Raw genomic sequence first — 22,658 nt, forward strand, 5'->3', positions numbered from 1 at the left:
ATTTACAAAAATGATATCGTTATAGAAAACCTTAAACCTTTCACTCCTCACTTTCCTTCCAATATTTCCACAACTAAGTCAATCTTAGCCTACTCATAATTTTTTTGTCAACTATATTACGTATAAAATTTTAAATATCTAAATTTCTCTATATGCGTCTTTTTTTGTAAAAAAAGAGGCTTTCTATGAAAGAAAGCCTCTTTTCGCTATTTTTCTACAGCAACTTCTTGCTTTTGAAACAAAGAAATGACATATCCAATGACAATACCTACTAGAGCAGGAACTAACCAACCGATCCCTACACTATATAATGGAATTTTATTTAAGACAGGTGCTAATGCCTCAATTTGAAGATTTGCATTGTGCAATCCATCAAAGAAGCTGATCATGAATGCTCCTACAATACCACCTACATACATTACTAAAGGAAGACGAATATAGTTTTCAACAAGTGATAATACGATTAGCACGATACCGATTGGGTAAATTGCAATTAAAATCGGTAATGCTAATGCATTTAACTGAGTTAACCCAAGGTTTGCTACCATAAATGCTAATACACAGAAGATGAAAACGACTTTTTGATAAGAAAGCTTTGGTAATAAGGAAGAAAAATATTCCCCACAAGCTGCCACAATACCTACAGAAGTTGTTAAACATGCTGCTGTAATTGCAATTCCTAATAATAAAGTTCCGTAACTACCAAATAAATGATTTACAACGTTTGTTAAAATAATTCCTCCGTTTGCTCCCATTCCAAGAGACACACTAGAAGCTCCAAGGTAAGCAAGCGCTAAATAAACAAGAAGTAATCCAAGTGCTGCAATAAATCCTGCAAAGATTGTTACTTTCGCAATGCTGTTCTTATTTGTAACGCCTTTCGCTTTTAAAGCATTAATGACAACATTTCCGAAAACAAGTGCTGCAAGTCCATCTAAAGTTAAATATCCATCAATAAAACCTTTAAAGAGCGGAGCATTATATGCTTCTGTCGGTGCGCCAAATTCTCCAATTGGTGTAATAAGTGCTTTACCTACGATAATTGCAATAACAGCTAATAAAATCGGAGTTAATACTTTACCGATGCGGCCCACTAATTTCGATGGGTTTAAAGCTAAATAGAAAGTTACGGCAAAGAAAATGAATGTAAAGATAACAAGTGGATACGATTGACTAGCTATCTCACTTGGTAAAAATGGTGCAACACTCATTTCATAAGCAACAGTTCCTGTACGTGGAACACTTACGAATACGCCTAAACATAAATAAATTGCAGTGATAAAAACTAGTGCAAATATAGGATGCACACGCCCTGCTAGCTCATTAATATCTCCCTTTAGAGCTATAACGATAACTCCTAATAAAGGCAATCCAACGCCTGTTACGATAAAACCAAACAACGCGATCCATACATCTGTTCCAGCACCTTGTCCTAAAGCTGGCGGGAAAATCATATTACCTGCACCGAAAAATAGTGCAAATAACATTAAACTTATTGCAAACATCTCAGAAAACTTTAAAGATGATTTCATTTCTACTAACCTCCTACATATTTTTAGATTAACAAAATATTCTGAATTAAAATCCGTCACATATCCTCTTTCAAGCATACTTCCCCGTAAAAGAACGCAAAAAACACCCGTCCCTAACAAAGGGACGAGTGTTGAAATCGTGGTTCCACCCTTATTCTAATAAAATGAATTTATAACAAAATAAGCTCATTTTATAGCTCGTGTAAATTGATAACGGTTTTATCCGCCAAGAATTACAATGCATCATGCAGTTCACTCTTGAAGTTTAGAGGTGGTAAGTTTGTCTTTCCGTATTAGGAAGCTCACAGCCTAGGCTCCCCTCTCTGAGAATCGTCAAAAACAACTCATGTCCTCATCATTACTTTTATAAAATATCTTGTCGAAACTTGTTGTTTTTTTATTATATGGGCTATTTTTTAAAAAATCAATAGTTTTATTTTTTCTGACAAAAAAATATAGGGAGAAAATATTTCCTCCCTATAACTGCCCTATTAATATTTTCAATTCTTCCGCTGTAATATCCCGCCACTTTCCAGATTCCAGTCCACTTAGCTCTATATTCATAATACGAACTCGCTTTAACTTTGTTACAGTAAACCCGAAAGCACGGCTCATTCTACGAATTTGTCTGTTCATTCCTTGCGTTAAAACGATGCGAAATGTAGATTGATCAATTCTCGTCACTTTACATGGCTTCGTCATTCCATCTTTAATCTTTACGCCGCTGGACATCTCATTAATAAACCAATCTGTAAATGGCTTATCAACTGTGACAACATATTCTTTCTCGTGCTCATGATCTCCATGTAAAATTTGATTCGCAATGGCGCCGTCATTCGTTAATAAAATAAGTCCTTCTGACGCTTTATCTAATCGTCCAACAGGAAAGATACGCTCTGGGTAATTGATATAATCAATAATGTTATCCTCGATATGCTCGGCTGCTGTACAAGTAATACCGACTGGTTTATGAAAAGCAATATACACCTTTTCTTTCTCTTCCTTTGCAATAACCTGTCCATCAATCGTTACAACATCACCATCACTCACGAGTGCACCGTGCTTACAAATTTCACCGTTAATAGCTACGCGTCCTGCTTTAATAAGGCGGTCTGTTTCACGTCTTGAGCAGGATTTTGCTTCACTTATGTATTGGTTGATTTTCATGTTTATTTTTCACCTATAATCTATAAATAAGTTAAATTAAGCAAAATCAATTAGAGATTGATTCTATGTGTTTCAACAACTCTTCCTTTGCACTAATTGCTTCCTGATAGTCATTATTAAGTTTAATTGCTTCGTTATAATCCATCTCTGCTTTTGTATATTCTTTTAATTTAACATATACATCTCCACGGTATTTGTAATTTATTTCATTTTGAGATTCTAATTCTATCGCCTTTGTATAATCCATTTCTGCTTTTTCATATTTTTCAAGAATGTTATATACATGGGCACGATTACCGTAAGCTACTTCTTTATTCGGATCTAATTCAATAGCCTTTGTAAATTCTCTTATTGCGTGGTTATATTCCTTCTTCATATTATATACACATCCACGGTTATTATAAGCACTAGCATAATCTTTATTTAGTTCAATTGAATTACTATACATTATTAATGCTTGATCACTGTCCCCTAATTTGTCATATAAAAAACCCTCAAGATAATATATTTGGGCTGATTTATTAATATTAGGAGCTTTTTTTTGTATTAACTGCAGCGCCTCTTTAAATTGGTTTTTATTAATTAAATCCATTAACTGATTTACTAGTTGATTTAATTTTTCTTCATTTTCTTCTGAATTAGGTATAATATCTACCATTCCGTCCTCAGATATTACTATAATTACACAATTATCTTTTAAACCTTTTTTATTGGCATATCTGATTGCCGAATTATAGCGGGCTCCCCTAGAAGAATCTCCTAGACTTTTTTCAGCAGTACCATCTAAAATAACACCTATCGCATAACAATTCCCTTTTATATCCAAGTACAACGCTCCATCAATACAGGTGACTCTTTCAATTATATTTTTTAATTCATATTTACTTTTACTTAATAAATTAGTTCTATTTATTCTAATGGCTTCATTTTCTAGTTTATCAATTTCTTTCTCAGCCGTCTCAGTTGTTGTTAACACAACAATTGTACCGCTCTTTTGATTCACTGCATATTTTACTAAACTAACCAGCTTGTCTTTATTTTGTGGTTCTATTTTATCTCCAAATATTTTTTGAAGTTTTCCGCTCAATTTAATATCTGAAAATTTATTTTCTCTTAGATTTGGCGTACCATATCTAATAAATAAAATGGGATGTTCATATAAACGCCATTTAACATTTTCAATACTTCCATCTTCGATATTAGTAATTACATCACGCTTCATTATTACAATACTTATTTTATATTCAAATTTCCCTGTGAAATCAATCAAAAAAACTGGTTTACTTTTCAGTAATTCATAATCTCTTAGTCTACCTAAACCATATATTTTTTCATGATCCCCTATTAAAAAAGTTCTTTTATCTGATGTCTCTAATAATTTTCTAATTCTTCTATGCTGATCAAAAGAGATTGGTTCCTCTAGTTTGATGTAAAAGTCTATATGTGTATCTATTTCAGTCTTATTAACCAGTAATAATTTGGCCGAAATACTTCCACCCTCATAATTTAAAGTCGAAATATAATTGAATTCATCAAACAAATCATTTCCATATATACCTATATTCCTTTTAGAATGATCCCCTCCTGATATGTCAACCAACAAATTCCTCATAAATTCTCTACCTTTAGAGGCGAGATAATCTTCACGATTCCCCTCTTTTAACTGCTCGTATTTTCCCTCTCTTAGATCAGCATATATTTGATGAATTAAAAAGTTTAAAAATGAATATTTCAAAGTTTCTTTTATAAACTGATTAGCTTTTTCCTTATATAAAGATAATACATTATCTTCAAAACCACTAAACCTTATAAAACACATATATATCTTTTCCTCATTGCTCAAGAAGTTAACATAATTTAGCAAGCTCTCTTCACCCACTCTTACCTCTTCCCGTTTTTCACTTATAGATTCTCTATCTAACATTCGGTTAATAGTATCAATATTTTCATCTAATTCCTTTTTTCCACTTAATAAACTAGCTGCAGAAATATTATTTTCTACAAACTCTTTCACTTTAGGGTTTATATCATTACCATTAGTACCGATATCATGTATTTCTATATGCGTAGATACAGTTGAATTCAATCCTTTAATATATTTACTTATCAAGTCTTCCAATTGTTTCGTAAGTTTCACTAAATCGTTTAATACTAATTCCATCATGTCTCCACTCCTACCAAAAATAGTTTCTTAATTTATCATTACATATAAAACAATATGCCCCTTTAGATATACATCTAAAGAGACATATTGTACTTTTTTACTTCGCAAAAACAACTAAATAAATAACCCCTATCACCAAAAATATTCCACAACAAGCTAACAATACTTTTGCAAGTTTGTCCATAAACATATAATGGTTTCCCCTTTGTTTCGTTGTTTGCTATTTTAATTCGACAACTGTTACGCCTAGGCCTCCCTCGCCCATGTCACCGTAACGGTAATTCTTCACACCGCGATGCTTCTTCAAGTAATCTTGTACACCTTGGCGAAGTGCTCCTGTTCCTTTACCATGAATGATTGATACACGAGGATAGCTTGCAAGCTGTGCATCGTCTAAATATTTTTCAACGCGCATCATTGCATCTTCATAACGTTCACCGCGAAGATCAAGTTCCAATGAAACGTGGTAATCTCTACCCTTCACACTTGCAACTGCTTTTTTCTCAGTTTGCTTCGGTGTATTAATGTATTCCATATTGGATTCTTTCACTTTCATCTTCAGAATACCAATTTGTACGCTCCACTCTGTATCACTTACCTTTTCAAGTAATTGACCTTTTTGACCGAACGTTAATACTTTTACTTCATCGCCTGCACGTAATTGTTGTTTTGACGCTGTGTTTTTCACGTTTACTTTTTGTTTCTTCACAAGCTCTGGCGCCGCACCTTCTAGACGGCTCTTCGCTTCAATAAGCTCATGGTCTTTCACGTTCACAAGCTGTGCTTTACGCAATTGACGAAGTTCTTGAATAATGCCTTCTGCTTCTTTCTTCGCAGCTTCGACTTTTTCTTCCCCTTCTTTTTGCGCTTTTAACAATTTTTCATCGCGCTCATCATTAAATTCAATAATTTGACGCTGTAATTCGCGATGTAGTTTTTCAGATTGCTTGCGAAGTGCTTCTGCTTCGTTCCAGTCACGCTCTGCGTTCTTTTGACTTTCTTCTAACTTCGCAATCATATTTTCAATTTTGTTTGTATCTGTACTAATGTGGCTACGAGCTTGATCAATCACGCGATCAGATAAGCCAAGACGCTTCGAAATTTCAAAGGCATTACTACGTCCTGGTACACCGATCAATAATTTATACGTTGGGCTTAATGTATTCACATCGAACTCAACGCTCGCATTAATAACTTGCTCACGATTATATCCGTATGCTTTTAATTCTGGGTAATGCGTCGTAGCAACAACGCGAGCACCACGATTACATACTTCATCTAAAATTGAAATTGCTAGTGCAGCCCCTTCTTGCGGGTCTGTTCCAGCACCTAATTCATCGAATAAAACTAAGCTTTCAAAATCAGCTTTTTCTAAAATATCAACAATGTTCACCATATGTGAGGAGAACGTACTTAAACTTTGTTCAATCGATTGCTCATCACCGATATCAGCAAAGATATTTTTAAATACACAAATCTCTGACTCATCCATTACTGGAATGTGAAGACCAGATTGCGCCATTAATACACAAATACCAACTGTTTTCAGCGTAACTGTTTTACCACCTGTATTCGGTCCTGTAATAACAATTGTCGTGAAATCTTTACCTAACATAATGTTATTTGGCACGATAATTTCTGGATCAATAAGCGGATGACGCGCTTGTCTTAAATCCATATACCGCTCGTTATTTACGATTGGCTTCGTTGCTTTAATACGCTTCGCATAAAAAGCTTTCGCAAAAATGAAGTCAAGATTCGCAACTACTTCTACGTTAGATAAAACGATATCCGCTTCTACTGCCACTTCTTCTGTTAACATCAATAAGATGCGTTCAATTTCTTGTTTTTCTTTCACTCGTGCTTCTTGAAGCGCGTTATTTAATTCTACAATGACTTGCGGTTCAATAAATAACGTTTGCCCAGAAGCTGATTGATCGTGAACAATACCGCCATATACGCCTCGGTATTCTTGTTTTACTGGGATTACGTAACGTTCGTTACGAATCGTTACAATCGCGTCAGATAGCATCTTTTGCGCGTTTGAAGAACGCGTCATATTTTCTAACTTTTCACGAATACGGCTTTCTGCAGTACGAATTTGAGTACGAATACCACGCAGTTTATCACTTGCGCTATCGACTACTTCTCCGCCGTCACCGATGCAATTTGTAATTTTCTTTTCTAAATCATATAAAGATACAATTTGAGCGACATGAGTTGCTAAAATTGGCAACTCGACACCATTATCAACCATATCTTCAATGAAACGTTTCATATTGCGACTACCATACATCGTATTGGCAATATCAAGTAGTTCATGTGGGCTTAACATACTTCCAATCTTTGCACGCTTCACATTTGAGCGAATATCCGTAATACCACCTAATGGTGCACTACCTTTTAAGCGAATAACTTTCGCCGCTTCATCCGTTGTATCTTGCATTTCTACAATTTCTTCAAAATCAGTGCTCGGCACTAAATGCTTCACTTTGTCACGACCAAGTGAAGAGGCTGTATGTTCAAGTAATTGTTCTTTTACTTTATTATATTCTAATACACGCAACGTTCTTTCTAACATGTTGCAGGTCCCCCTTGTGTTACTTATTACGTTTAATATAGTCTAATAAACGTTCAATATCCCACGTGTTAATCACGTTATCTTTTTGAATCCAACCTTTACGTGCTGCTGCTACACCTGTTTCCATATCTTCTAACATTTCAAGCGTATGAGCATCCGTATTAATCGCTACTTTTACACCAGCATCTTGTGCTTGTTTTAATAATTTCGCGCTTAAATCTAGACGGTTTGGATTCGCATTTAATTCTAAAACTGTATTTGTTTCTTTTGCGAGCTCGATTAATAAATCTGTATCCACATCATAGCCTGCGCGTCGTCCAAGAAGACGTCCTGTCGGATGGGCAATCATTGTGACATGCTTATTCTCTAGCGCAGCACGAAGACGTTTCATAATCGTTTCACGGTCTTGTGAGAAGCTAGAATGAATCGCTCCAATGACATAATCTAATTCTGCTAATACTTCATCATCAAAATCAAGCGAGGCATCTGGTAAAATGTCCATTTCAATTCCGCGTAAAATTGTAATGTCTGGATACTTTTCGTTCATGCGTTCAATTTCTTTCGCTTGTTCACGAAGGCGCTCTTTCGTTAAACCGTTCGCTACTTTTAAGTATTGTGAATGGTCGGTAATCGCCATAAAATTATATCCACGAGCACGACATGCCTGTACCATTTCCTCAATTGAAAAGGCACCGTCACTCCATGTTGTATGCATATGTAAATCACCTTGTATATCAGAGAACTGAATTAAGTTTGGATACTCTTTAATTAATTCAATTTCTTTTCCATCTTCACGCACTTCTGGCGGGATAAATGGAAGACCGAAATGAGCGAAGAATTCCTCTTCTGTTTCAAATGTCTTCACTTCACCTGTTTCTAAGTTTTCTACACCGTACTCACTAATTTTCTCGCCTCTATCTTTCGCGATTTGACGCATTTTTACGTTATGGTCTTTTGATCCTGTGAAATGGTGAAGAGTGGTAATAAATTCTTCTGGTTGTACTAAACGGAAATCAATTGAAATATCATATTCATATTGAAGACGAACAGAAACTTTCGTATCTCCACTTGCGATTACCTCAATCATATTATCAAATTGCAGTAAATGCTCACGTACTACCGCTGGTTCTGTCGTTGCAATGATAAAGTCTAAATCTTTCACCGTTTCACGAACGCGGCGCAAACTACCAGCGCGAGAGAAACGAATTACTTCAGCAATATTCGACAATTTCTCCTCTATTTCCCCGGCAATAGGCAATACCATCGCGATTGGTAAACGCTCTGGACGAGATCCTACTTGATCGATTGCTTCTAATATTTTCTCTTCTGTTTTCTTACCGAAACCTGCTAAAGCTTGTACTTTATTTTCCTCACAAACCGCTTTTAGCGATTCCATATCAACAACACCAAGTTCTTTATATAACTTAGCTACCTTTTTACCACCAAGGCCTGGCAATTTTAATAACGGCAATAAGCTACTTGGCACTTCTTGTTCAAGCTCTTGCAACACTTCAGATGTTCCCGATTCTATATATTCTTGAATCACTGCTGCTGTTCCTTTTCCAATGCCCGGAATCTTCGTGAAATCTTCAATCTCAGAAAGACTACGATCGTCACTTTCTAATGCTGCTGCCGCTTTACGAAATGCAGATATTTTAAATGGATTCGCGCCCTTTAGTTCCATAAACAGGCCGATTGTCTCTAATAATTTAATAACTTGTTTTTTATTTACTTTCATTATTACCCCGCCTTTCTTTCATAGAAAAAAACTCCTCTTTCCGAAAAAAGAGAAGTTATACTCTGCTACCTGTCTGCCATAGTTCCTTCACCTTTTCAGAGAGAATCGGTGTATCGTCTACAATTATTTTGCTAATTGATGATTTTTGTAATGGTGTTTGTATTTGCTCAATCGGAAGGATGTTTCCAACGATAATTAAAACAAACAAAATAATATATACTTCTAAAAATCCGAGGATTGCCCCCGCAAACGCATTGATTTGCTTTAAAACCGGTATTTCTGCAAACATATTTAACAAATTACCAAGTAATGAAAGTGCAATTTTTGTAATAATAAACAATATGATAAACGCAAGCGCTTGATAAAATACTGTCTCAATATTATTTGCATCAATCCATTCTGGAACAGATACGTTTTTATCAAATGGATACGGAATAAATTTCGCAAGTGCTGGCGCTAAATCTTTACAGTACCAGTATGCAACAAGGTATGCGATAATAAAGCTTGTTAACTTTACAAGTTGCAGAATAAACCCTCTGCGTAAGCCGAGGAAAAATCCCATAACAAGCAGTAAAATGATAATAATATCAATCATGTTATTCCATTCCTTTTTTTGTCATACTTTCTTTCAATTTCTCATGTTCTTCTTTTAATTTTATGTAATCGTGTATGACGTTTACCGCCGTCAATACCGCTAGTCTACTCGTGTCAAGCGAAGGATTCTTGGCATTGAGTTCGCGCATTTTATCATCCACAATCGCTGCTACCATGCGGATATGACTTGTACTTTCATCGCCAACAACTGAATATTGTTGACCATAGATTTCTACATTAATTCGACTTTTCTTTCCCTTTTGTTGTGACAACTCACCGGCCTCCAATCACGTACAGAATCCTAAAGTTTATCATACCATGAACCATCATATTATGGAAACAGAAAGAACAATCCGATATGATAAAAATAACAATATAAAAAAGGAGCGACCATCTTGTCAAATTCTATCGTAATACAAACAAGTTCTACAGTAATTGAAGACATGAAACAACAATATAAACAAGCGCTTAGCCCAAAAACCCCACAAGGCGGAATATTCATGGCAAAGGTGCCATCTTGCACGATTACAGCTTATAAATCTGGAAAAGTAATGTTCCAGGGCGGCCGTGCTGAGGCAGAAGCTTCTCGTTGGCAATCTGTCTCTCAAACACCGAAAACAACTGTAAAAAAATCTGTCGATTCACACCGTTATGCACCGCCTGCTTCCATCGGTACAATGTCTATCGTAGGGTCAGATGAAGTTGGTACTGGTGATTTCTTCGGACCGATGACAGTAGTTGCTGTATATGTGGACGCTAAGCAAATTCCACTTTTAAAAGAACTTGGTGTAAAAGACTCTAAAAACTTAAATGACGATCAAATTTCTGCCATTGCGAAACAACTTCTACACGTTGTTCCTTACAGCTCTCTTGTCCTTCATAACGAAAAATATAATGAGCTATTTGATAAAGGAAACAACCAAGGTAAGTTAAAAGCTTTACTACATAATAAAGCTATTACAAACTTATTAGCAAAAATCGCACCTACAAAACCTGAAGGTGTATTAATCGATCAATTCACACAACCTGATACATACTACAAATATTTAGCAAAACAAAAACAGGTACAGCGTGAAAATGTTTACTTCGCAACGAAAGGTGAGAGCGTTCATTTAGCAGTAGCCGCTGCTTCTATTTTAGCTCGTTACTCATTCGTAAAACAGTTTGACGAGCTAAGCAAAAAAGCTGGTATGCCACTTCCAAAAGGTGCTGGTAAACAAGTTGATATCGCCGCTGCTAAATTAATTCAAAAACTTGGTGAAGAACGATTACCTGAGTTTGTGAAAATGCATTTCGCTAATAGGGAGAAGGCGCTTCGCTTATTGAAAAAATAACTACTTTTTAGTATCGACATGATTTGCATGAACTAAACAAGGCGAAAAGAATTGGATTCTTTTCGCCTTCTATGGATGATATATTATTTTTGGCAACCCCTTCTCCATACAGTCACGCCAATTTCTTTTTAAAAATGGGATAATCCATAATAACCCGACTCCTAAAAAGAGCACTGCTGCGATAATTCCAATCGTTATACTCATAGGAGCAGTAGATGCACTGGTAGATTCAGATGGATTAGTAATACTAATAACATCTTTCGTTACTATTAATATGTTCTGTATCATATGTACGATAATTGGTAGGACAAGACTTCTAGATTTTATATACAATAAACACATAACCACTCCAAAAAGAATAGCACTAAATGTTGCTTGCAAATGCAACATACCAAATATAATCGAGGAGATTATTACACTCGTTTTCATATTAAATTTTAAATGTAACTTACGCAATAAATATCCACGGAACAGTATTTCTTCAGCGATAGGTGCAAAAAATGCCACTCCAATACACCGAATCCACACTTGTAATACATCTGCTGTTTCTTTCGTTTTTGCAATACTTGAAGTAGCTAATTCTCCGGAACTAAAACTTAATATTAGGACACCAAGCGCCATAAGGCAACCTAGTTGAAATACTAATAACATGACAACTGGCATAACAACCATTCTAGTAGATATTACAGATGGTTTTGTGAAAAACGTCCTCTGAAAATTTATACTATGCTTTCTGCAATATTTATAAAACAATAAAACTGGTATAACATACAAAACACTGAGCAAACCAATTTCTTGCTTTAACGCCATAGATGCTCCATGAAACAATGGCAATCTAATTAAGCATTCCATAAGGAAAAATCCAACTAATAAGTATAGTAATATATAACGAAATTTCAATCTAAACAATGCATTGTTTGTCAAAGTATTACTCCCTCTCCTCAATCATATAAACATCCTCAAACCTCTTTTTACTTCATCATAACATATAAAATTTACAAAAAAACCCTATTTTTGTTATAATCTAAATATACAGAATTAAGTTACAACAGCGGAGGAGATTCCCATTGCTACTTCTACAAATGATTCTAAATATTTTACTAGGTGATCCACACGAAAGACAGTTTGAAATTAGAGAAAACATTCAGCTACTAAGTGAGCAACGAGAGTTCAACGATTTAATAGAGCGTTATGGCCGGTCTTTCTTATTAAACTTTCGGATTCGAAGGTTTATCCCGCTTTAATGGGCAGTAAGACCCCCACCTCAAAATTCAGTGAAGGCAAAGAAGTTAGGTGTGGGGATCAACTGCCCATAAAAGTCCGATTGGTTCAACTAATAATCAGTGGTGGATGAAGAAAACCCCCACTGATTAAAGTTTCACTTTATCAGGAAACACGATGCCCGCTTGTTAATACATAATCCAGCAAAACTACAACACTTCTGTGAGGAACTTGAATGTATGATTAGAAGAAAAAGATTATTTACATAGGAAGGGAATTCATATGAACGCTTTAAAGGTTAAAAAGTTATTATATGTTTTCGTACATCTCGTTGGCCCGCTTTCGTACCTCACTATTTCTACCATTTGGGGAGCTTTTTTCACTACTAAATCCACATTCGAAAATATATCTGATAATCTTGGTGTGATGGCCATCTACTACGTGCTCATGAGCTTACTATGGGTTTTCTATTTAGATCGATTAGACAAGGATGTAGATAACATTACAAAAGAGATTAATGATAATAAGATATAATACATAAAAAAGGAGAGCCGCCAAGACTCTCCTTTTTATGTTAGCTTCGTTTCTGTTTCTTATTTGATGAAGATACTTTATGAGAACCCGTTTCATGTGTCGTCGTTCCTTGTCCTTCTACTTCTGGAGAACCAAGGCTTGATCTTGAATGGTCTGTTTTCACTTTTTTACTCATTGCACTCACCCCCAAGATTACTTTTTACTTAAGGGTAAAAAACTATTCAACATATTAGTCTGAACAGACGCTCACTACTCTGTTACTCTCGTGTCTGTTTTTCACTAATGTCCCATAGACGTTTTGAAACACCCTTATCCAAGGCGGCTTCAGACATTTTTCCTATTTGCTTATCAGCATAGTAACAGCCACTATGGTCAATAATTCCATTTGATTCTGCTAGCCATATCAAAGTTTCAGCACCTTCCTCGGGCGTACGAGAGAAAGGTTTCATTGCCGCCATAGTTAAGCGAGCAACCAGACCATTGTCCTGGTTAAAATTCGTATTCACTAGCCCCGGATCAAAGCTATAAGCACTAACACCCGTTCCCTCCAATCGCTGTGCCAATTCAGAGGTGAATAAAATGTTAGCTAGTTTTGTTTGCGCATAACGCATTGTAGGACCGCCCATGAACTTCTTAACACCGCGATACAGTTGTTCTGCATCTAGGTCACCGAAATCAATTCCCTTTTTAGCCATTTTGTGACCGTGAGATGCAGTGGTAATGACACGAGCAGGAGCACTTTCTTTTAAACGCTCCAACAACAAATCTGTGAGCAAAAATGGGCCTAAATGGTTTACCGCCCAGGTCATCTCCAAACCGTCCTCCGTAATTTTCCTTGTTTGAAATAAAGCTCCAGCATTATTCACTAATATATCAATTCTCGGACACCTTTCTAAAATGTCAGTGGCTACCCGGCGTATAGATTGTTGGGAAGCCATATCAGCGAAAAATATATCTACCACTGTATTCCCATTCGTTAGATGTTCAAGTTGAGTCATAACATCATTCGCTTTTGCTTCATTGCGTGCAATGATTCCTAGCTTAGCACCGCGTTCTGCAAATACCTTAGCTGCCGCTAATCCAATACCACTTGTTGCACCAGTGATTACTATATACTTGTCACGCAATGACCACTTTGTATGATTTAAAATTTCTCCCATTGCATCAAAACCCCTTCCCTATAAATGTCGCATTCGCTTTACTTATATATGAAGTGGGCAGAAAACTATGAACAACATCTTTTCCAATTGTGAAATACTTAATAAAATTTGGGTTGTAGTTACACCCTTTCCCAATAAAAAAAGCGAGAGCAGCTGCTCTCGCTTTTTTATATTTTAGAATTCAGAAGAACCTGGAGTTCTTGGGAATGGAATTACGTCACGGATGTTAGCCATGCCAGTGATGTACATTAGGAAGCGCTCGAAACCTAGGCCGAATCCAGCGTGTTTTGTACCGCCGTATTTTCTAAGTTCTAAGTACCACCAGTAGTCCTCTTCGTTCATGCCTAGTTCTTTAATTCTATCTACTAAAACGTCCATTCTTTCTTCACGTTGACTTCCGCCGATTAATTCGCCGATGCCAGGAACTAGAAGGTCAGTAGCAGCTACTGTTTTCCCATCTTCATTCATACGCATGTAGAACGCTTTAATGTCTTTTGGATAGTCAGTTACGAATACAGGGCGTTTGAAGATTTCTTCTGATAAGTATCTTTCGTGCTCTGTTTGTAAGTCAATACCCCATTCTACTGGGTATTTGAAGTCAGCACCTGACTCTTGAAGCACTTTAATTGCTTCTGTATATGTGATACGACCGAAGTCAGAGTTGATTACGTTGTTCATGCGCTCTAGAACTGTTTTATCAACGAAGCTGTTGAAGAATTCCATTTCTTCTGGTGCATGCTCTAGTACGTATTTCATTGCATATTTCAGCATATCTTCTGTAAGATCCATTACATCGTCTAATTCAGCGAATGCAATCTCCGGCTCAACCATCCAGAACTCAGCAGCGTGGCGAGTTGTGTTAGAGTTTTCTGCACGGAATGTAGGTCCGAATGTGTATACGTCACGGAATGCTAATGCATAAGCTTCAGCGTTCAGCTGTCCACTTACTGTTAAGTTTGTTTCTTTGCCGAAGAAGTCTTTTGATTCATCAACTTGTCCGTCTTCGCCTTTTGATACGTTGTTTAAATCTTGCGTTGTTACGCGGAACATTTCGCCTGCACCTTCTGTATCACTACCAGTGATGATTGGTGTGTGAACATGTACGAATCCACGCTCTTGGAAGAACTGGTGAATCGCAAATGCTGCGACAGAACGTACACGGAACGTTGCAGAGAATGCATTTGTTCTTGGACGTAAGTGAGCGATTGTACGTAAGTATTCAAACGTGTGACGTTTCTTTTGAAGTGGGTAATCAGAATCTGATAAGCCCTCGATATCAATTTTTTCTGCTTTAATTTCAAATGGTTGCTTCGCTCCAGGCGTTGCAATTACTTTACCTTCTACTTTAACTGAAGAGCTAAGTGGAAGTTTTGCAATTTCTTTGAAGTTTTCTAGCTCTGTATCGAAAACGATTTGAACGCTTTTGAAGAAGCTACCGTCGTTTAATTCGATGAAACCAAATGCTTTTGAATCACGTAAGTTACGAATCCACCCTGATACTTGTACTGTTTGACCTGCGTATTTATCTGTATCTCTATACAGACTTTTTACTAATGTGTTTTCCATAGTGAAATTCTCCTTTGCTGATATATTTAAATACAAAAAAACCTTTCATCCATAAAGGGACGAAAGGTTAAACTTCGCGGTACCACCCAATTTGTCATAAAGACCAACTTTAACTCGTATGTAATACATACTTCCCGGTTTGTAACAGGCCGGATTCCCGTCTAAGTCTACTCTTGAATATAAGATTCAATTTCGGTTAGCAACTCCAAGGTGTTCTTCACATATACCGCCTCATCAGGCTCTCACCGTCCCTGACTCGCTTTGGATTATAGTATATACTACTTTTCCTTATCATCGTCTTTCATTTTGTTAAACTAAAATTAATGTACTACATTCGAGAGAAAGATGCAAGATGCCTTAATATTTATCGGCGATTTTTATCATATATCGACAATCATGCCATAAAAAAATTGCCGGAATTAATCCGGCAATTTCTCATTACTTACGTAACTCCGCACCAAATTTCTCTTCTACCGTTGTTAATACACGGTTATGTGCTTCTGTTACTTCTTCATCTGTTAACGTACGTTCTGCATCGAAGTAAGTCATAGAGAATGCAAGTGATTTCTTGCCTTCTTCCATTTTTTCACCTTCGTATAAGTCGAATAGTGTTACGTCTTTCAGAAGTTCTCCACCAGCTTTAGCAATGACTTGCTTCATTTCGCCAGCTTTTGTTTCTTTCGTTACAACAACAGCCATATCACGTGTCATAGATGGGAAACGTGGAATTGCTGCGTAGTAAGTTCCTTCTGCGTCTGCACCGAATACTTTTACAAGAGATAGTTCGAATACGAATGTATTTTTCACATCTAATTGTTTTTCTGCTTCTGGGTGCAATTGACCGATGAAACCAATTACTTCGCCATCTAATACGATGTCAGCTGTACGACCTGGGTGCATACCTTCACGTTTTGCTGGTGCATAAGTGATTTGGTTTGAAACGCCAAGTACGTCAAATAATCCTTCTAGTACACCCTTCACAACGAAGAAGTCTACTACTTTTTTCTCACCTTGCCATGCATGGTGAAGAGCAAGACCTGTCATAACACCTGCAAGATGTTGTTCTTCTTTCGGAAGTTCTCCTGCTTCTGTTGGTAAGAAGATAGAACCTACTTCGTATAAAGCAACGCTATCGTTTTTACGTGCAACATTGTATGAAACTGCTTCTAACAACTGTGGCACTAAGCTTAAACGAAGTTGGCTACGCTCTTCACTCATTGGAAGTGCAAGATTTACAGGCGCCTTTTCGTTTGGCTCAACCATATATTGTTTCGCTTTGTCAGCACTTGTTAATGAATACGTGATTGCTTCATATAAACCAGCACCTTCTAAGAAGCGACGTACTTTACGACGTTTCGTTTGTGCTGATGTTAATTTACCACGAGTCATTGTTCCAGAAGGTAATGTAACTGGAATGTGGTCATACCCGTATAGGCGACCCACTTCTTCTACTAAGTCTTCTGAAATTGTAATATCCGGACGACGTGCTGGTACATTCACATGGAATGTTCCTTCTACTTCTGTGAATGGGAATTTTAAGTTTGTAAACATTGTACCCATTTCACTTGCAGAAATATTTGTACCTAATACACGGTTTACTTTTTCAGCAGTAACAGATACTGTACGCTCTTGTACTTGTAAGTTATCAGCTTCTACTACACCTTCAAGTGCTTCTCCGCCAGCGTATTTCGCCATTAAAGCAGCTGCGTGTTGAATTGCTTCAAATGTACGTGTTGGATCGATTCCTTTTTCAAAACGTGCACTTGATTCACTACGAAGACCTAAGTCTTTTGATGTACGGCGTACTGTTTGACCTGCAAAGTATGCAGACTCGATTAAAACGTTCACTGTCTCATTTGTAACTTCAGAATCCGCTCCGCCCATTACACCAGCAACAGCTAAAGCTTTTGTTCCGTTTGTAATTACAAGGTGGTGTTCTTGTAATGTACGCTCTTGATCATCTAACGTTTCAATTTTTTCGCCTTCTTTTGCAAGACGAACAACGATTTCTTTTGAACCTAATTTATCGTAATCGAATGCATGTAACGGTTGACCGTATTCCATTAAAATGTAGTTTGTAATATCAACTACATTGCTAATTGGACGAATGCCAGCTGCCATAAGGCGCGTTTGCATCCACATTGGTGATGGACCAATCTTTACGTTCTTCACCATTTTTGCAATATATAATGGGTTTTCTTCTTTCGCTTCTACACTTACAGAAATGTAATCAGAAGTTTTTTCTTCTGCTTCTTGTAGGCTGATAGCTGGAAGTTTTACTTCACGGCCATAAATAGCAGCGACTTCATATGCAACACCTAACATGTTTAAGCAATCTGCACGGTTTGGTGTTAAACCAAGCTCAAGTACTTCATCGTGTAAGTTTAAAATTTCAAGTGCATCTGCACCAACTTCAGCGTCACTTGGGAAGATGAAGATACCATCTGCATATTCTTTTGAAACTAACTTTCCATCAATACCAAGCTCTTGAAGAGCACAAACCATACCGTGAGAAGCTTCACCACGTAGTTTTGCTTTTTTAATTTTAAAGTTACCAGGAAGTACAGCGCCAACTTTTGCAACTGGTACTTTTAAACCTTTTGCAATATTAGCAGCTCCACAAATAATTTGAACTGGCTCTTCTTCACCGATATCGATTAAGCATTTGCTTAATTTATCAGCTTCTGGGTGTTTTTCACATTCTAATACGTGACCAACTACAACACCTTTTACACCTTTATTTAATACTTCAACGCCTTCTACTTCAATACCACTTTTCGTGATTTTGTCTGCTAGTTCTTGTGCTGTTACATCTTTAATATCTACATACTCTTGTAACCAACGATATGATACGAACATACTTATCCTCTCCTTCCCTTACGCTCGTTTGAATTGTTGTAAGAAACGTACATCATTTGTATAGAAATGACGAATGTCATCTACGCCGTATTTCAACATTGCGATACGCTCTGCGCCCATACCGAATGCGAAACCTTGATATTCTTTTGAATCATAACCAGCCATTTCAAGTACGTTCGGGTGAACCATACCTGCGCCTAGAATTTCGATCCAGCCAGTTCCTTTACAAGTGCCGCAACCTTTGCCGTGACACATCATACAAGAAATATCCATCTCTACAGATGGCTCTGTGAATGGGAAGAAACTTGGACGAAGACGGATTTCACGATCTTCACCGAACATCTTTTTCACGAATACTTGCAGTGTACCTTTTAAGTCACTCATGCGAATGTTTTTATCAATTACAAGACCTTCAATTTGCATGAACTGGTGTGAATGCGTCGCATCATCGTCATCGCGGCGATACACTTTACCAGGACAAATAATTTTAATCGGGCCTTTTTCTTTATTATTTTCCATCGTACGTGCTTGCACAGAAGATGTATGTGTACGTAGTAACGTTTCTTCTGTAATGTAGAATGTATCTTGCATATCACGCGCTGGGTGATCTTTCGGTAAGTTCAATGCTTCGAAGTTGTAGTAGTCTTTTTCTACTTCTGTTCCTTCAGCTACTTCATAACCCATACCGATGAATACATCTTCAATTTGTTCAACAACAGCTGTTAACGGATGGTGACAACCTGTTTCAACAGGGCGACCTGGTAGTGTAACATCAATTGTTTCAGTAGCTAATTTCGCTTCAATGACTGCTTTTTCTAAGTTACCAATTTTGTCTTCTAGACGCGTTTGAATCGCTTCACGTACTTCATTTACTAATGCTCCCATACGTGGACGCTCTTCTGCTGATAATTTTCCCATGCCGCGTAATACTTCTGTAATTGGACCTTTTTTTCCTAAGTACGCTACGCGTACGTCGTTTAAGCCTTTTAGCTCTTTCGCTTCTTCAATAAGCTCTAACGCTTTTTGCTTTAGCTCTTTTAAACGTGCTTCCATTTGGAACCCTCCTAATTTTAAAAATAAAAAAACCTCGCTCCCAAAAAGGGACGAGGTAAATTCGCGGTACCACCCTAAATTGACAGAACAAGTCTGCCCACTCATTAGTTATAACGATCAATTCTGACCGGAACGCCTTTACATATATATGGTCCTGGCGTCAACTCCAGAGGTGAATTCACTTCCGTCTACCATAAGAATGCTTTCAGTCTAAGGCATTCTCTCCCTATATGGCGATTTTGTAAGTTACTCTTCTCTATCAACGTTTTTCGTTATTTAACTTTTAATATAATATACTTCAACTTATTATAAGAAGTTTTTTATTTGTTCGCAACTGGGCTTTGCAAATAATACGTTAAAATCCCCGCTGCAACCGCAACATTTAATGATTCTGCCCCGCCGTAAATCGGAATATACAAGTTTTGATCCGTTTTCGCAAGAATTTCTTGGCTTACGCCGCTTCCTTCATTTCCTACAATTAATGCAAAACTACCGACCGGTGTTACTTCACCATACGGAACTCCATTTTCAAGAGCTGTTCCATATACAGGAACGTTTTGTTCTTTTAGCTTGTCTACCCATTCTTCTAAGTTCCCTTTTACAACTGGTAAATGGAAAATAGACCCTTGTGTAGAGCGAAGCACTTTACTATTATATGCATCAACGCATCCTTCTCCAAGCACAACGGCATGAATACCAGCTGCATCAGCTATACGAATAATTGTCCCTAGGTTACCTGGGTCTTGAAGGCCATCTAATAAAAGAAACTTCCCATCAGCAAGAGCTACTTCACTCTCATGTTTCTCACAAACAGCAAATACGCCTTGCGTCGTTTCTGTTTCACGAAGTATTTTTACGATTGCTTCAGGTACGATATACATTTCCACATCATTAACTGTCCAATCTTTCGGAAGATCTGTCTGATCAGAAACGATAAGTTCTGTTACAACTCCTGCTTTTAAAGCTTCCTCGACTAAGTGGAATCCTTCTACAAAAAATAAACCTTTTTTATCGCGCTCTTTTTTCGTCTGCAGTTTTTTCCACTGTTTCACACGCGGGTTTTGTACTGAATCAATGTTTTTCATAATATGTATTTCCCTCTCTTCTTGTCTTATCATTATAGCCTATTTTTCATACATATTTACATAAAAAAGAACAAAAACTAACGTCAGTTTCAATTCTGAAGAAGAGGTGAAAGCAATGAGTTTTAATTTACGTGGTGCTGTATTAGCAAATGTATCTGGAAATTCACAAGACCAATTGCAAGAAACAATTGTCGATGCAATTCAAAGCGGTGAAGAAAAAATGCTTCCAGGTCTTGGTGTTTTATTCGAAGTCATTTGGAAAAACGCTGATGAAAATGAAAAGCACGAAATGTTAGAAACATTAGAGCAGGGACTAAAAAAATAAGCAATTTAAAAATCACCTTCGCATAAGCTAAGGTGATTTTTTCTTCTCCTAAACATTTCTACTTTACTAACGCTACCCCAATGGAGTACAATGTTCAAAATACATTTAAACCGATCGATTTTCTTATAGACACCATTAGATAAAGTGAAACTTTAATTAGTGGGAAAGGGTATTCATCCCCACTAATTATTAGTTGAACCAATCGGGCTTTTACGGGCAGTTGATTCCCCACCTAACTTCCTCGTATTCGCCGAATTTTGAAGTAGGAATCTTACTGCCCGTTAAAGCGGGATAAAAAGGAGTGAATGTTTTATGCAACGTATTACGCTTGAACAAGTTTTTAAACACCACATTACCCAAAAATATGTGAACCGTTCTGGAATGGTCCACGCGATTGCTGTCGCTTACCATGCGTTTCACTTAGCGAAAAAGCATCATGCCTCAGTCGATGCTGCAACAAAAGCTGGTTTCCTTCATGATATCGGACATCACACATGGTACAGTGAGGGAGAATGGGACTATGACTTGTATAAAAAGAATGATATCCATGCGATTAAAGGAGCAGAAAGAGCTCATAAATTGCTTATTAGATTAGGAGAACATCCGAAACTAGCAAAAGAAATTTCTATCGCGATTCTTCTTCATACAGATTCTTTCTTAGTACAGCAAGAAATTGAAAGAACATCTCTTCAAAACATTATTAAATGGGCAGACGAAGCAGATGAAGAACCGGGCGGAGCGCACCATTATAGAACGATTTCTTATGAAAAAGCATTAAAAGCTATTCAACAGTTAGACCGATTGGTAGAACGTGAATTGCAAATAGAGCAATCGAAATCGAATAACACGGCAGAACATAGTTATCAATGAGAAAGAGGAATCACTATAGGGTGATACCTCTTTTATTATTTTATGGAAAATACACCTTTATATTTAAATATTTAAATATTACATATAAAAACAAAATACTTTATAATTAAATATACAAATATAAAGAGGTGATTTTATAAATGCAACCCGCTACACAACTTTCTAATGAACAAAAATACTCTATGTCATGGGGACAATTTATTAGCTCCGTTTTATTCGCTTTTTTCGGAACCGGACTTATTACTGTGTTCCTCGCAATGCCCTTAACAATTTATACAGCCGGTCTTACAGATAAAAAACAAATTGCTCTGTATGAATCGATCGTAAACACTGCAAGCATCGTATTACAACTAGCCGTGTTGTTATTCTTCATTTTTAAATTCGAACCCGCAAAAAAATTACTACTACAATCATTTAACTTTAAAGCACTTAAAGAATGGCGTACATACGTATACTTACTTCTTTTCTTCGCTATAAACATTATACTCAATTACATCTTGTTAAATTATGTGTTCCAAGACGCAACAAAGCAGCAATCTTCCGCATTAAACTTAGATGTTTTTAAGCAGTATCAAATATTATTACTTCTCGGTTTCGCAATACTTACACCAATTTTTGAAGAGCTTATTTTCCGTGGCTTTATACTTCACTTCTTCTCAGAGCGCTTTCCATTTTGGATTGCAGCCATCATAACAATTTTCTTCTTCGGTATCGCTCATACATACTCACTTGGAGTCATGGTAATTACTTTCTTCATGGGATTATTAATGGCTATTTTATGCAAAAAAACAAAATCCATTATTCCAGCTATGCTATTTCATATTATGAATAATATGTTAGCTTTCTTGAGTTAGAAAGAGGTATCATTGCGATAC

Annotated in this window: 20 protein-coding genes and 3 other annotated features; of the genes, 6 read left to right on the forward strand and 14 right to left on the reverse strand. The window is 36.8% G+C overall.

Annotated features, from left to right (window positions below; all coding sequences use genetic code 11):
- Nucleotides 1-206: 206 nt before the first annotated feature.
- The 7 genes from brnQ6 to zapA all read right to left on the reverse strand — a co-directional run bounded on the left by brnQ6 (nucleotide 207) and on the right by zapA (nucleotide 10,048).
- Nucleotides 207-1,532: a branched-chain amino acid transport system II carrier protein BrnQ6 gene (gene brnQ6 / locus PDL00_RS13545; protein WP_270729533.1), complete on the reverse strand. Its 1,326-nt coding sequence runs from the start codon at nucleotides 1,530-1,532 to the stop codon at nucleotides 207-209.
- A gap of 117 nt (nucleotides 1,533-1,649) precedes the next feature.
- Nucleotides 1,650-1,900, reverse strand: a binding site (T-box leader).
- A gap of 109 nt (nucleotides 1,901-2,009) precedes the next feature.
- On the reverse strand, nucleotides 2,010-2,699 hold the full coding sequence (locus PDL00_RS13550; RefSeq protein WP_270729535.1) for a 23S rRNA pseudouridine(2604) synthase RluF: 690 nt from the start codon (nucleotides 2,697-2,699) through the stop codon (nucleotides 2,010-2,012).
- 46 nt (nucleotides 2,700-2,745) lie between these two features.
- Nucleotides 2,746-4,860: a tetratricopeptide repeat protein gene (locus tag PDL00_RS13555; RefSeq protein ID WP_270729537.1), complete on the reverse strand. Its 2,115-nt coding sequence runs from the start codon at nucleotides 4,858-4,860 to the stop codon at nucleotides 2,746-2,748.
- Nucleotides 4,861-5,083: 223 nt separating this feature from the next.
- Nucleotides 5,084-7,444 carry an endonuclease MutS2 gene (locus tag PDL00_RS13560; RefSeq protein ID WP_270729539.1) on the reverse strand — a complete coding sequence of 787 codons (2,361 nt, stop codon included), beginning with the start codon at nucleotides 7,442-7,444 and terminating at the stop codon, nucleotides 5,084-5,086.
- A gap of 19 nt (nucleotides 7,445-7,463) precedes the next feature.
- Nucleotides 7,464-9,182: a DNA polymerase/3'-5' exonuclease PolX gene (gene polX, locus PDL00_RS13565; protein ID WP_242257347.1), complete on the reverse strand. Its 1,719-nt coding sequence runs from the start codon at nucleotides 9,180-9,182 to the stop codon at nucleotides 7,464-7,466.
- A gap of 55 nt (nucleotides 9,183-9,237) precedes the next feature.
- Nucleotides 9,238-9,777 carry a CvpA family protein gene (locus PDL00_RS13570; protein ID WP_242257348.1) on the reverse strand — a complete coding sequence of 180 codons (540 nt, stop codon included), beginning with the start codon at nucleotides 9,775-9,777 and terminating at the stop codon, nucleotides 9,238-9,240.
- A 1-nt stretch (nucleotide 9,778) separates the two neighbouring features.
- Entirely contained in the window at nucleotides 9,779-10,048 is a 270-nt protein-coding gene (zapA, locus tag PDL00_RS13575; RefSeq protein ID WP_000082701.1) for a cell division protein ZapA, read from the reverse strand.
- Between the two features lie 123 nt (nucleotides 10,049-10,171).
- Here zapA and rnhC point away from each other — a divergent pair, with 123 nt between their 5' ends.
- Nucleotides 10,172-11,110 carry a ribonuclease HIII gene (gene rnhC, locus PDL00_RS13580; RefSeq protein WP_242250849.1) on the forward strand — a complete coding sequence of 313 codons (939 nt, stop codon included), beginning with the start codon at nucleotides 10,172-10,174 and terminating at the stop codon, nucleotides 11,108-11,110.
- A 69-nt stretch (nucleotides 11,111-11,179) separates the two neighbouring features.
- Here rnhC and PDL00_RS13585 read toward each other — a convergent pair whose 3' ends face one another.
- On the reverse strand, nucleotides 11,180-12,034 hold the full coding sequence (locus PDL00_RS13585; protein WP_242250850.1) for a CPBP family intramembrane glutamic endopeptidase: 855 nt from the start codon (nucleotides 12,032-12,034) through the stop codon (nucleotides 11,180-11,182).
- Nucleotides 12,035-12,177: 143 nt separating this feature from the next.
- Here PDL00_RS13585 and PDL00_RS13590 point away from each other — a divergent pair, with 143 nt between their 5' ends.
- Entirely contained in the window at nucleotides 12,178-12,354 is a 177-nt protein-coding gene (locus PDL00_RS13590) for a hypothetical protein (protein ID WP_162230575.1), read from the forward strand.
- Nucleotides 12,355-12,613: 259 nt separating this feature from the next.
- Entirely contained in the window at nucleotides 12,614-12,865 is a 252-nt protein-coding gene (locus PDL00_RS13595; protein WP_242250851.1) for a hypothetical protein, read from the forward strand.
- Between the two features lie 40 nt (nucleotides 12,866-12,905).
- On the opposite strand, the gene PDL00_RS13600 is transcribed toward PDL00_RS13595, so the two are convergent.
- The 6 genes from PDL00_RS13600 to PDL00_RS13625 form a co-directional block, all read right to left on the reverse strand.
- A complete protein-coding gene (locus PDL00_RS13600) occupies nucleotides 12,906-13,040 on the reverse strand; it encodes a YuzL family protein (protein WP_078179650.1) in 135 nt (44 codons plus the stop codon).
- 82 nt (nucleotides 13,041-13,122) lie between these two features.
- The gene (locus tag PDL00_RS13605; protein ID WP_242250852.1) at nucleotides 13,123-14,025 is read right to left on the reverse strand and encodes an SDR family NAD(P)-dependent oxidoreductase; all 903 of its coding nucleotides are present in this window, start codon (nucleotides 14,023-14,025) and stop codon (nucleotides 13,123-13,125) included.
- A 174-nt stretch (nucleotides 14,026-14,199) separates the two neighbouring features.
- Complete coding sequence (gene asnS / locus PDL00_RS13610; protein ID WP_270729547.1) at nucleotides 14,200-15,591, reverse strand: asparagine--tRNA ligase; 1,392 nt, start codon at nucleotides 15,589-15,591, stop codon at nucleotides 14,200-14,202.
- 52 nt (nucleotides 15,592-15,643) lie between these two features.
- Nucleotides 15,644-15,895 (reverse strand) — a binding site (T-box leader).
- Between the two features lie 134 nt (nucleotides 15,896-16,029).
- A complete protein-coding gene (pheT, locus tag PDL00_RS13615; RefSeq protein WP_270729549.1) occupies nucleotides 16,030-18,450 on the reverse strand; it encodes a phenylalanine--tRNA ligase subunit beta in 2,421 nt (806 codons plus the stop codon).
- Between the two features lie 18 nt (nucleotides 18,451-18,468).
- Nucleotides 18,469-19,503, reverse strand: a complete 1,035-nt coding sequence (pheS, locus tag PDL00_RS13620; protein WP_000388220.1) for a phenylalanine--tRNA ligase subunit alpha — start codon at nucleotides 19,501-19,503, stop codon at nucleotides 18,469-18,471.
- Nucleotides 19,504-19,546: 43 nt separating this feature from the next.
- Nucleotides 19,547-19,775 (reverse strand) — a binding site (T-box leader).
- Nucleotides 19,776-19,823: 48 nt separating this feature from the next.
- On the reverse strand, nucleotides 19,824-20,621 hold the full coding sequence (locus tag PDL00_RS13625) for a TrmH family RNA methyltransferase (RefSeq protein ID WP_270729552.1): 798 nt from the start codon (nucleotides 20,619-20,621) through the stop codon (nucleotides 19,824-19,826).
- A gap of 82 nt (nucleotides 20,622-20,703) precedes the next feature.
- Between PDL00_RS13625 and sspI the strand changes: the two genes are divergently transcribed.
- The 3 genes from sspI (at nucleotide 20,704) to PDL00_RS13640 (ending at nucleotide 22,637) form a co-directional block, all read left to right on the forward strand.
- Complete coding sequence (gene sspI / locus PDL00_RS13630; RefSeq protein ID WP_000009509.1) at nucleotides 20,704-20,913, forward strand: small acid-soluble spore protein SspI; 210 nt, start codon at nucleotides 20,704-20,706, stop codon at nucleotides 20,911-20,913.
- Between the two features lie 312 nt (nucleotides 20,914-21,225).
- On the forward strand, nucleotides 21,226-21,783 hold the full coding sequence (locus PDL00_RS13635; protein WP_226604793.1) for an HD domain-containing protein: 558 nt from the start codon (nucleotides 21,226-21,228) through the stop codon (nucleotides 21,781-21,783).
- A gap of 140 nt (nucleotides 21,784-21,923) precedes the next feature.
- A complete protein-coding gene (locus PDL00_RS13640) occupies nucleotides 21,924-22,637 on the forward strand; it encodes a CPBP family intramembrane glutamic endopeptidase (RefSeq protein ID WP_270729556.1) in 714 nt (237 codons plus the stop codon).
- Nucleotides 22,638-22,658: the final 21 nt, after the last annotated feature.

This window comes from Bacillus cereus group sp. TH152-1LC, assembly GCF_027710505.1.
Classification (GTDB): domain Bacteria; phylum Bacillota; class Bacilli; order Bacillales; family Bacillaceae_G; genus Bacillus_A; species Bacillus_A mobilis.

What these genes read in the sequence shown, in the direction of transcription:
- PDL00_RS13625 (WP_270729552.1), bottom strand. Translation starts at nt 20,621, where the DNA reads ATGATAAGACAAGAAGAGAGGGAAATACATATTATGAAAAACATTGAT.
- PDL00_RS13560 (WP_270729539.1), bottom strand. Translation starts at nt 7,444, where the DNA reads ATGTTAGAAAGAACGTTGCGTGTATTAGAATATAATAAAGTAAAAGAA.
- PDL00_RS13640 (WP_270729556.1), top strand. Translation starts at nt 21,924, where the DNA reads ATGCAACCCGCTACACAACTTTCTAATGAACAAAAATACTCTATGTCA.
- PDL00_RS13605 (WP_242250852.1), bottom strand. Translation starts at nt 14,025, where the DNA reads ATGGGAGAAATTTTAAATCATACAAAGTGGTCATTGCGTGACAAGTAT.
- PDL00_RS13555 (WP_270729537.1), bottom strand. Translation starts at nt 4,860, where the DNA reads ATGGAATTAGTATTAAACGATTTAGTGAAACTTACGAAACAATTGGAA.
- PDL00_RS13635 (WP_226604793.1), top strand. Translation starts at nt 21,226, where the DNA reads ATGCAACGTATTACGCTTGAACAAGTTTTTAAACACCACATTACCCAA.
- pheT (WP_270729549.1), bottom strand. Translation starts at nt 18,450, where the DNA reads ATGTTCGTATCATATCGTTGGTTACAAGAGTATGTAGATATTAAAGAT.
- pheS (WP_000388220.1), bottom strand. Translation starts at nt 19,503, where the DNA reads ATGGAAGCACGTTTAAAAGAGCTAAAGCAAAAAGCGTTAGAGCTTATT.
- brnQ6 (WP_270729533.1), bottom strand. Translation starts at nt 1,532, where the DNA reads ATGAAATCATCTTTAAAGTTTTCTGAGATGTTTGCAATAAGTTTAATG.
- PDL00_RS13550 (WP_270729535.1), bottom strand. Translation starts at nt 2,699, where the DNA reads ATGAAAATCAACCAATACATAAGTGAAGCAAAATCCTGCTCAAGACGT.
- sspI (WP_000009509.1), top strand. Translation starts at nt 20,704, where the DNA reads ATGAGTTTTAATTTACGTGGTGCTGTATTAGCAAATGTATCTGGAAAT.
- polX (WP_242257347.1), bottom strand. Translation starts at nt 9,182, where the DNA reads ATGAAAGTAAATAAAAAACAAGTTATTAAATTATTAGAGACAATCGGC.
- asnS (WP_270729547.1), bottom strand. Translation starts at nt 15,591, where the DNA reads ATGGAAAACACATTAGTAAAAAGTCTGTATAGAGATACAGATAAATAC.
- PDL00_RS13600 (WP_078179650.1), bottom strand. Translation starts at nt 13,040, where the DNA reads ATGAGTAAAAAAGTGAAAACAGACCATTCAAGATCAAGCCTTGGTTCT.
- PDL00_RS13570 (WP_242257348.1), bottom strand. Translation starts at nt 9,777, where the DNA reads ATGATTGATATTATTATCATTTTACTGCTTGTTATGGGATTTTTCCTC.
- PDL00_RS13595 (WP_242250851.1), top strand. Translation starts at nt 12,614, where the DNA reads ATGAACGCTTTAAAGGTTAAAAAGTTATTATATGTTTTCGTACATCTC.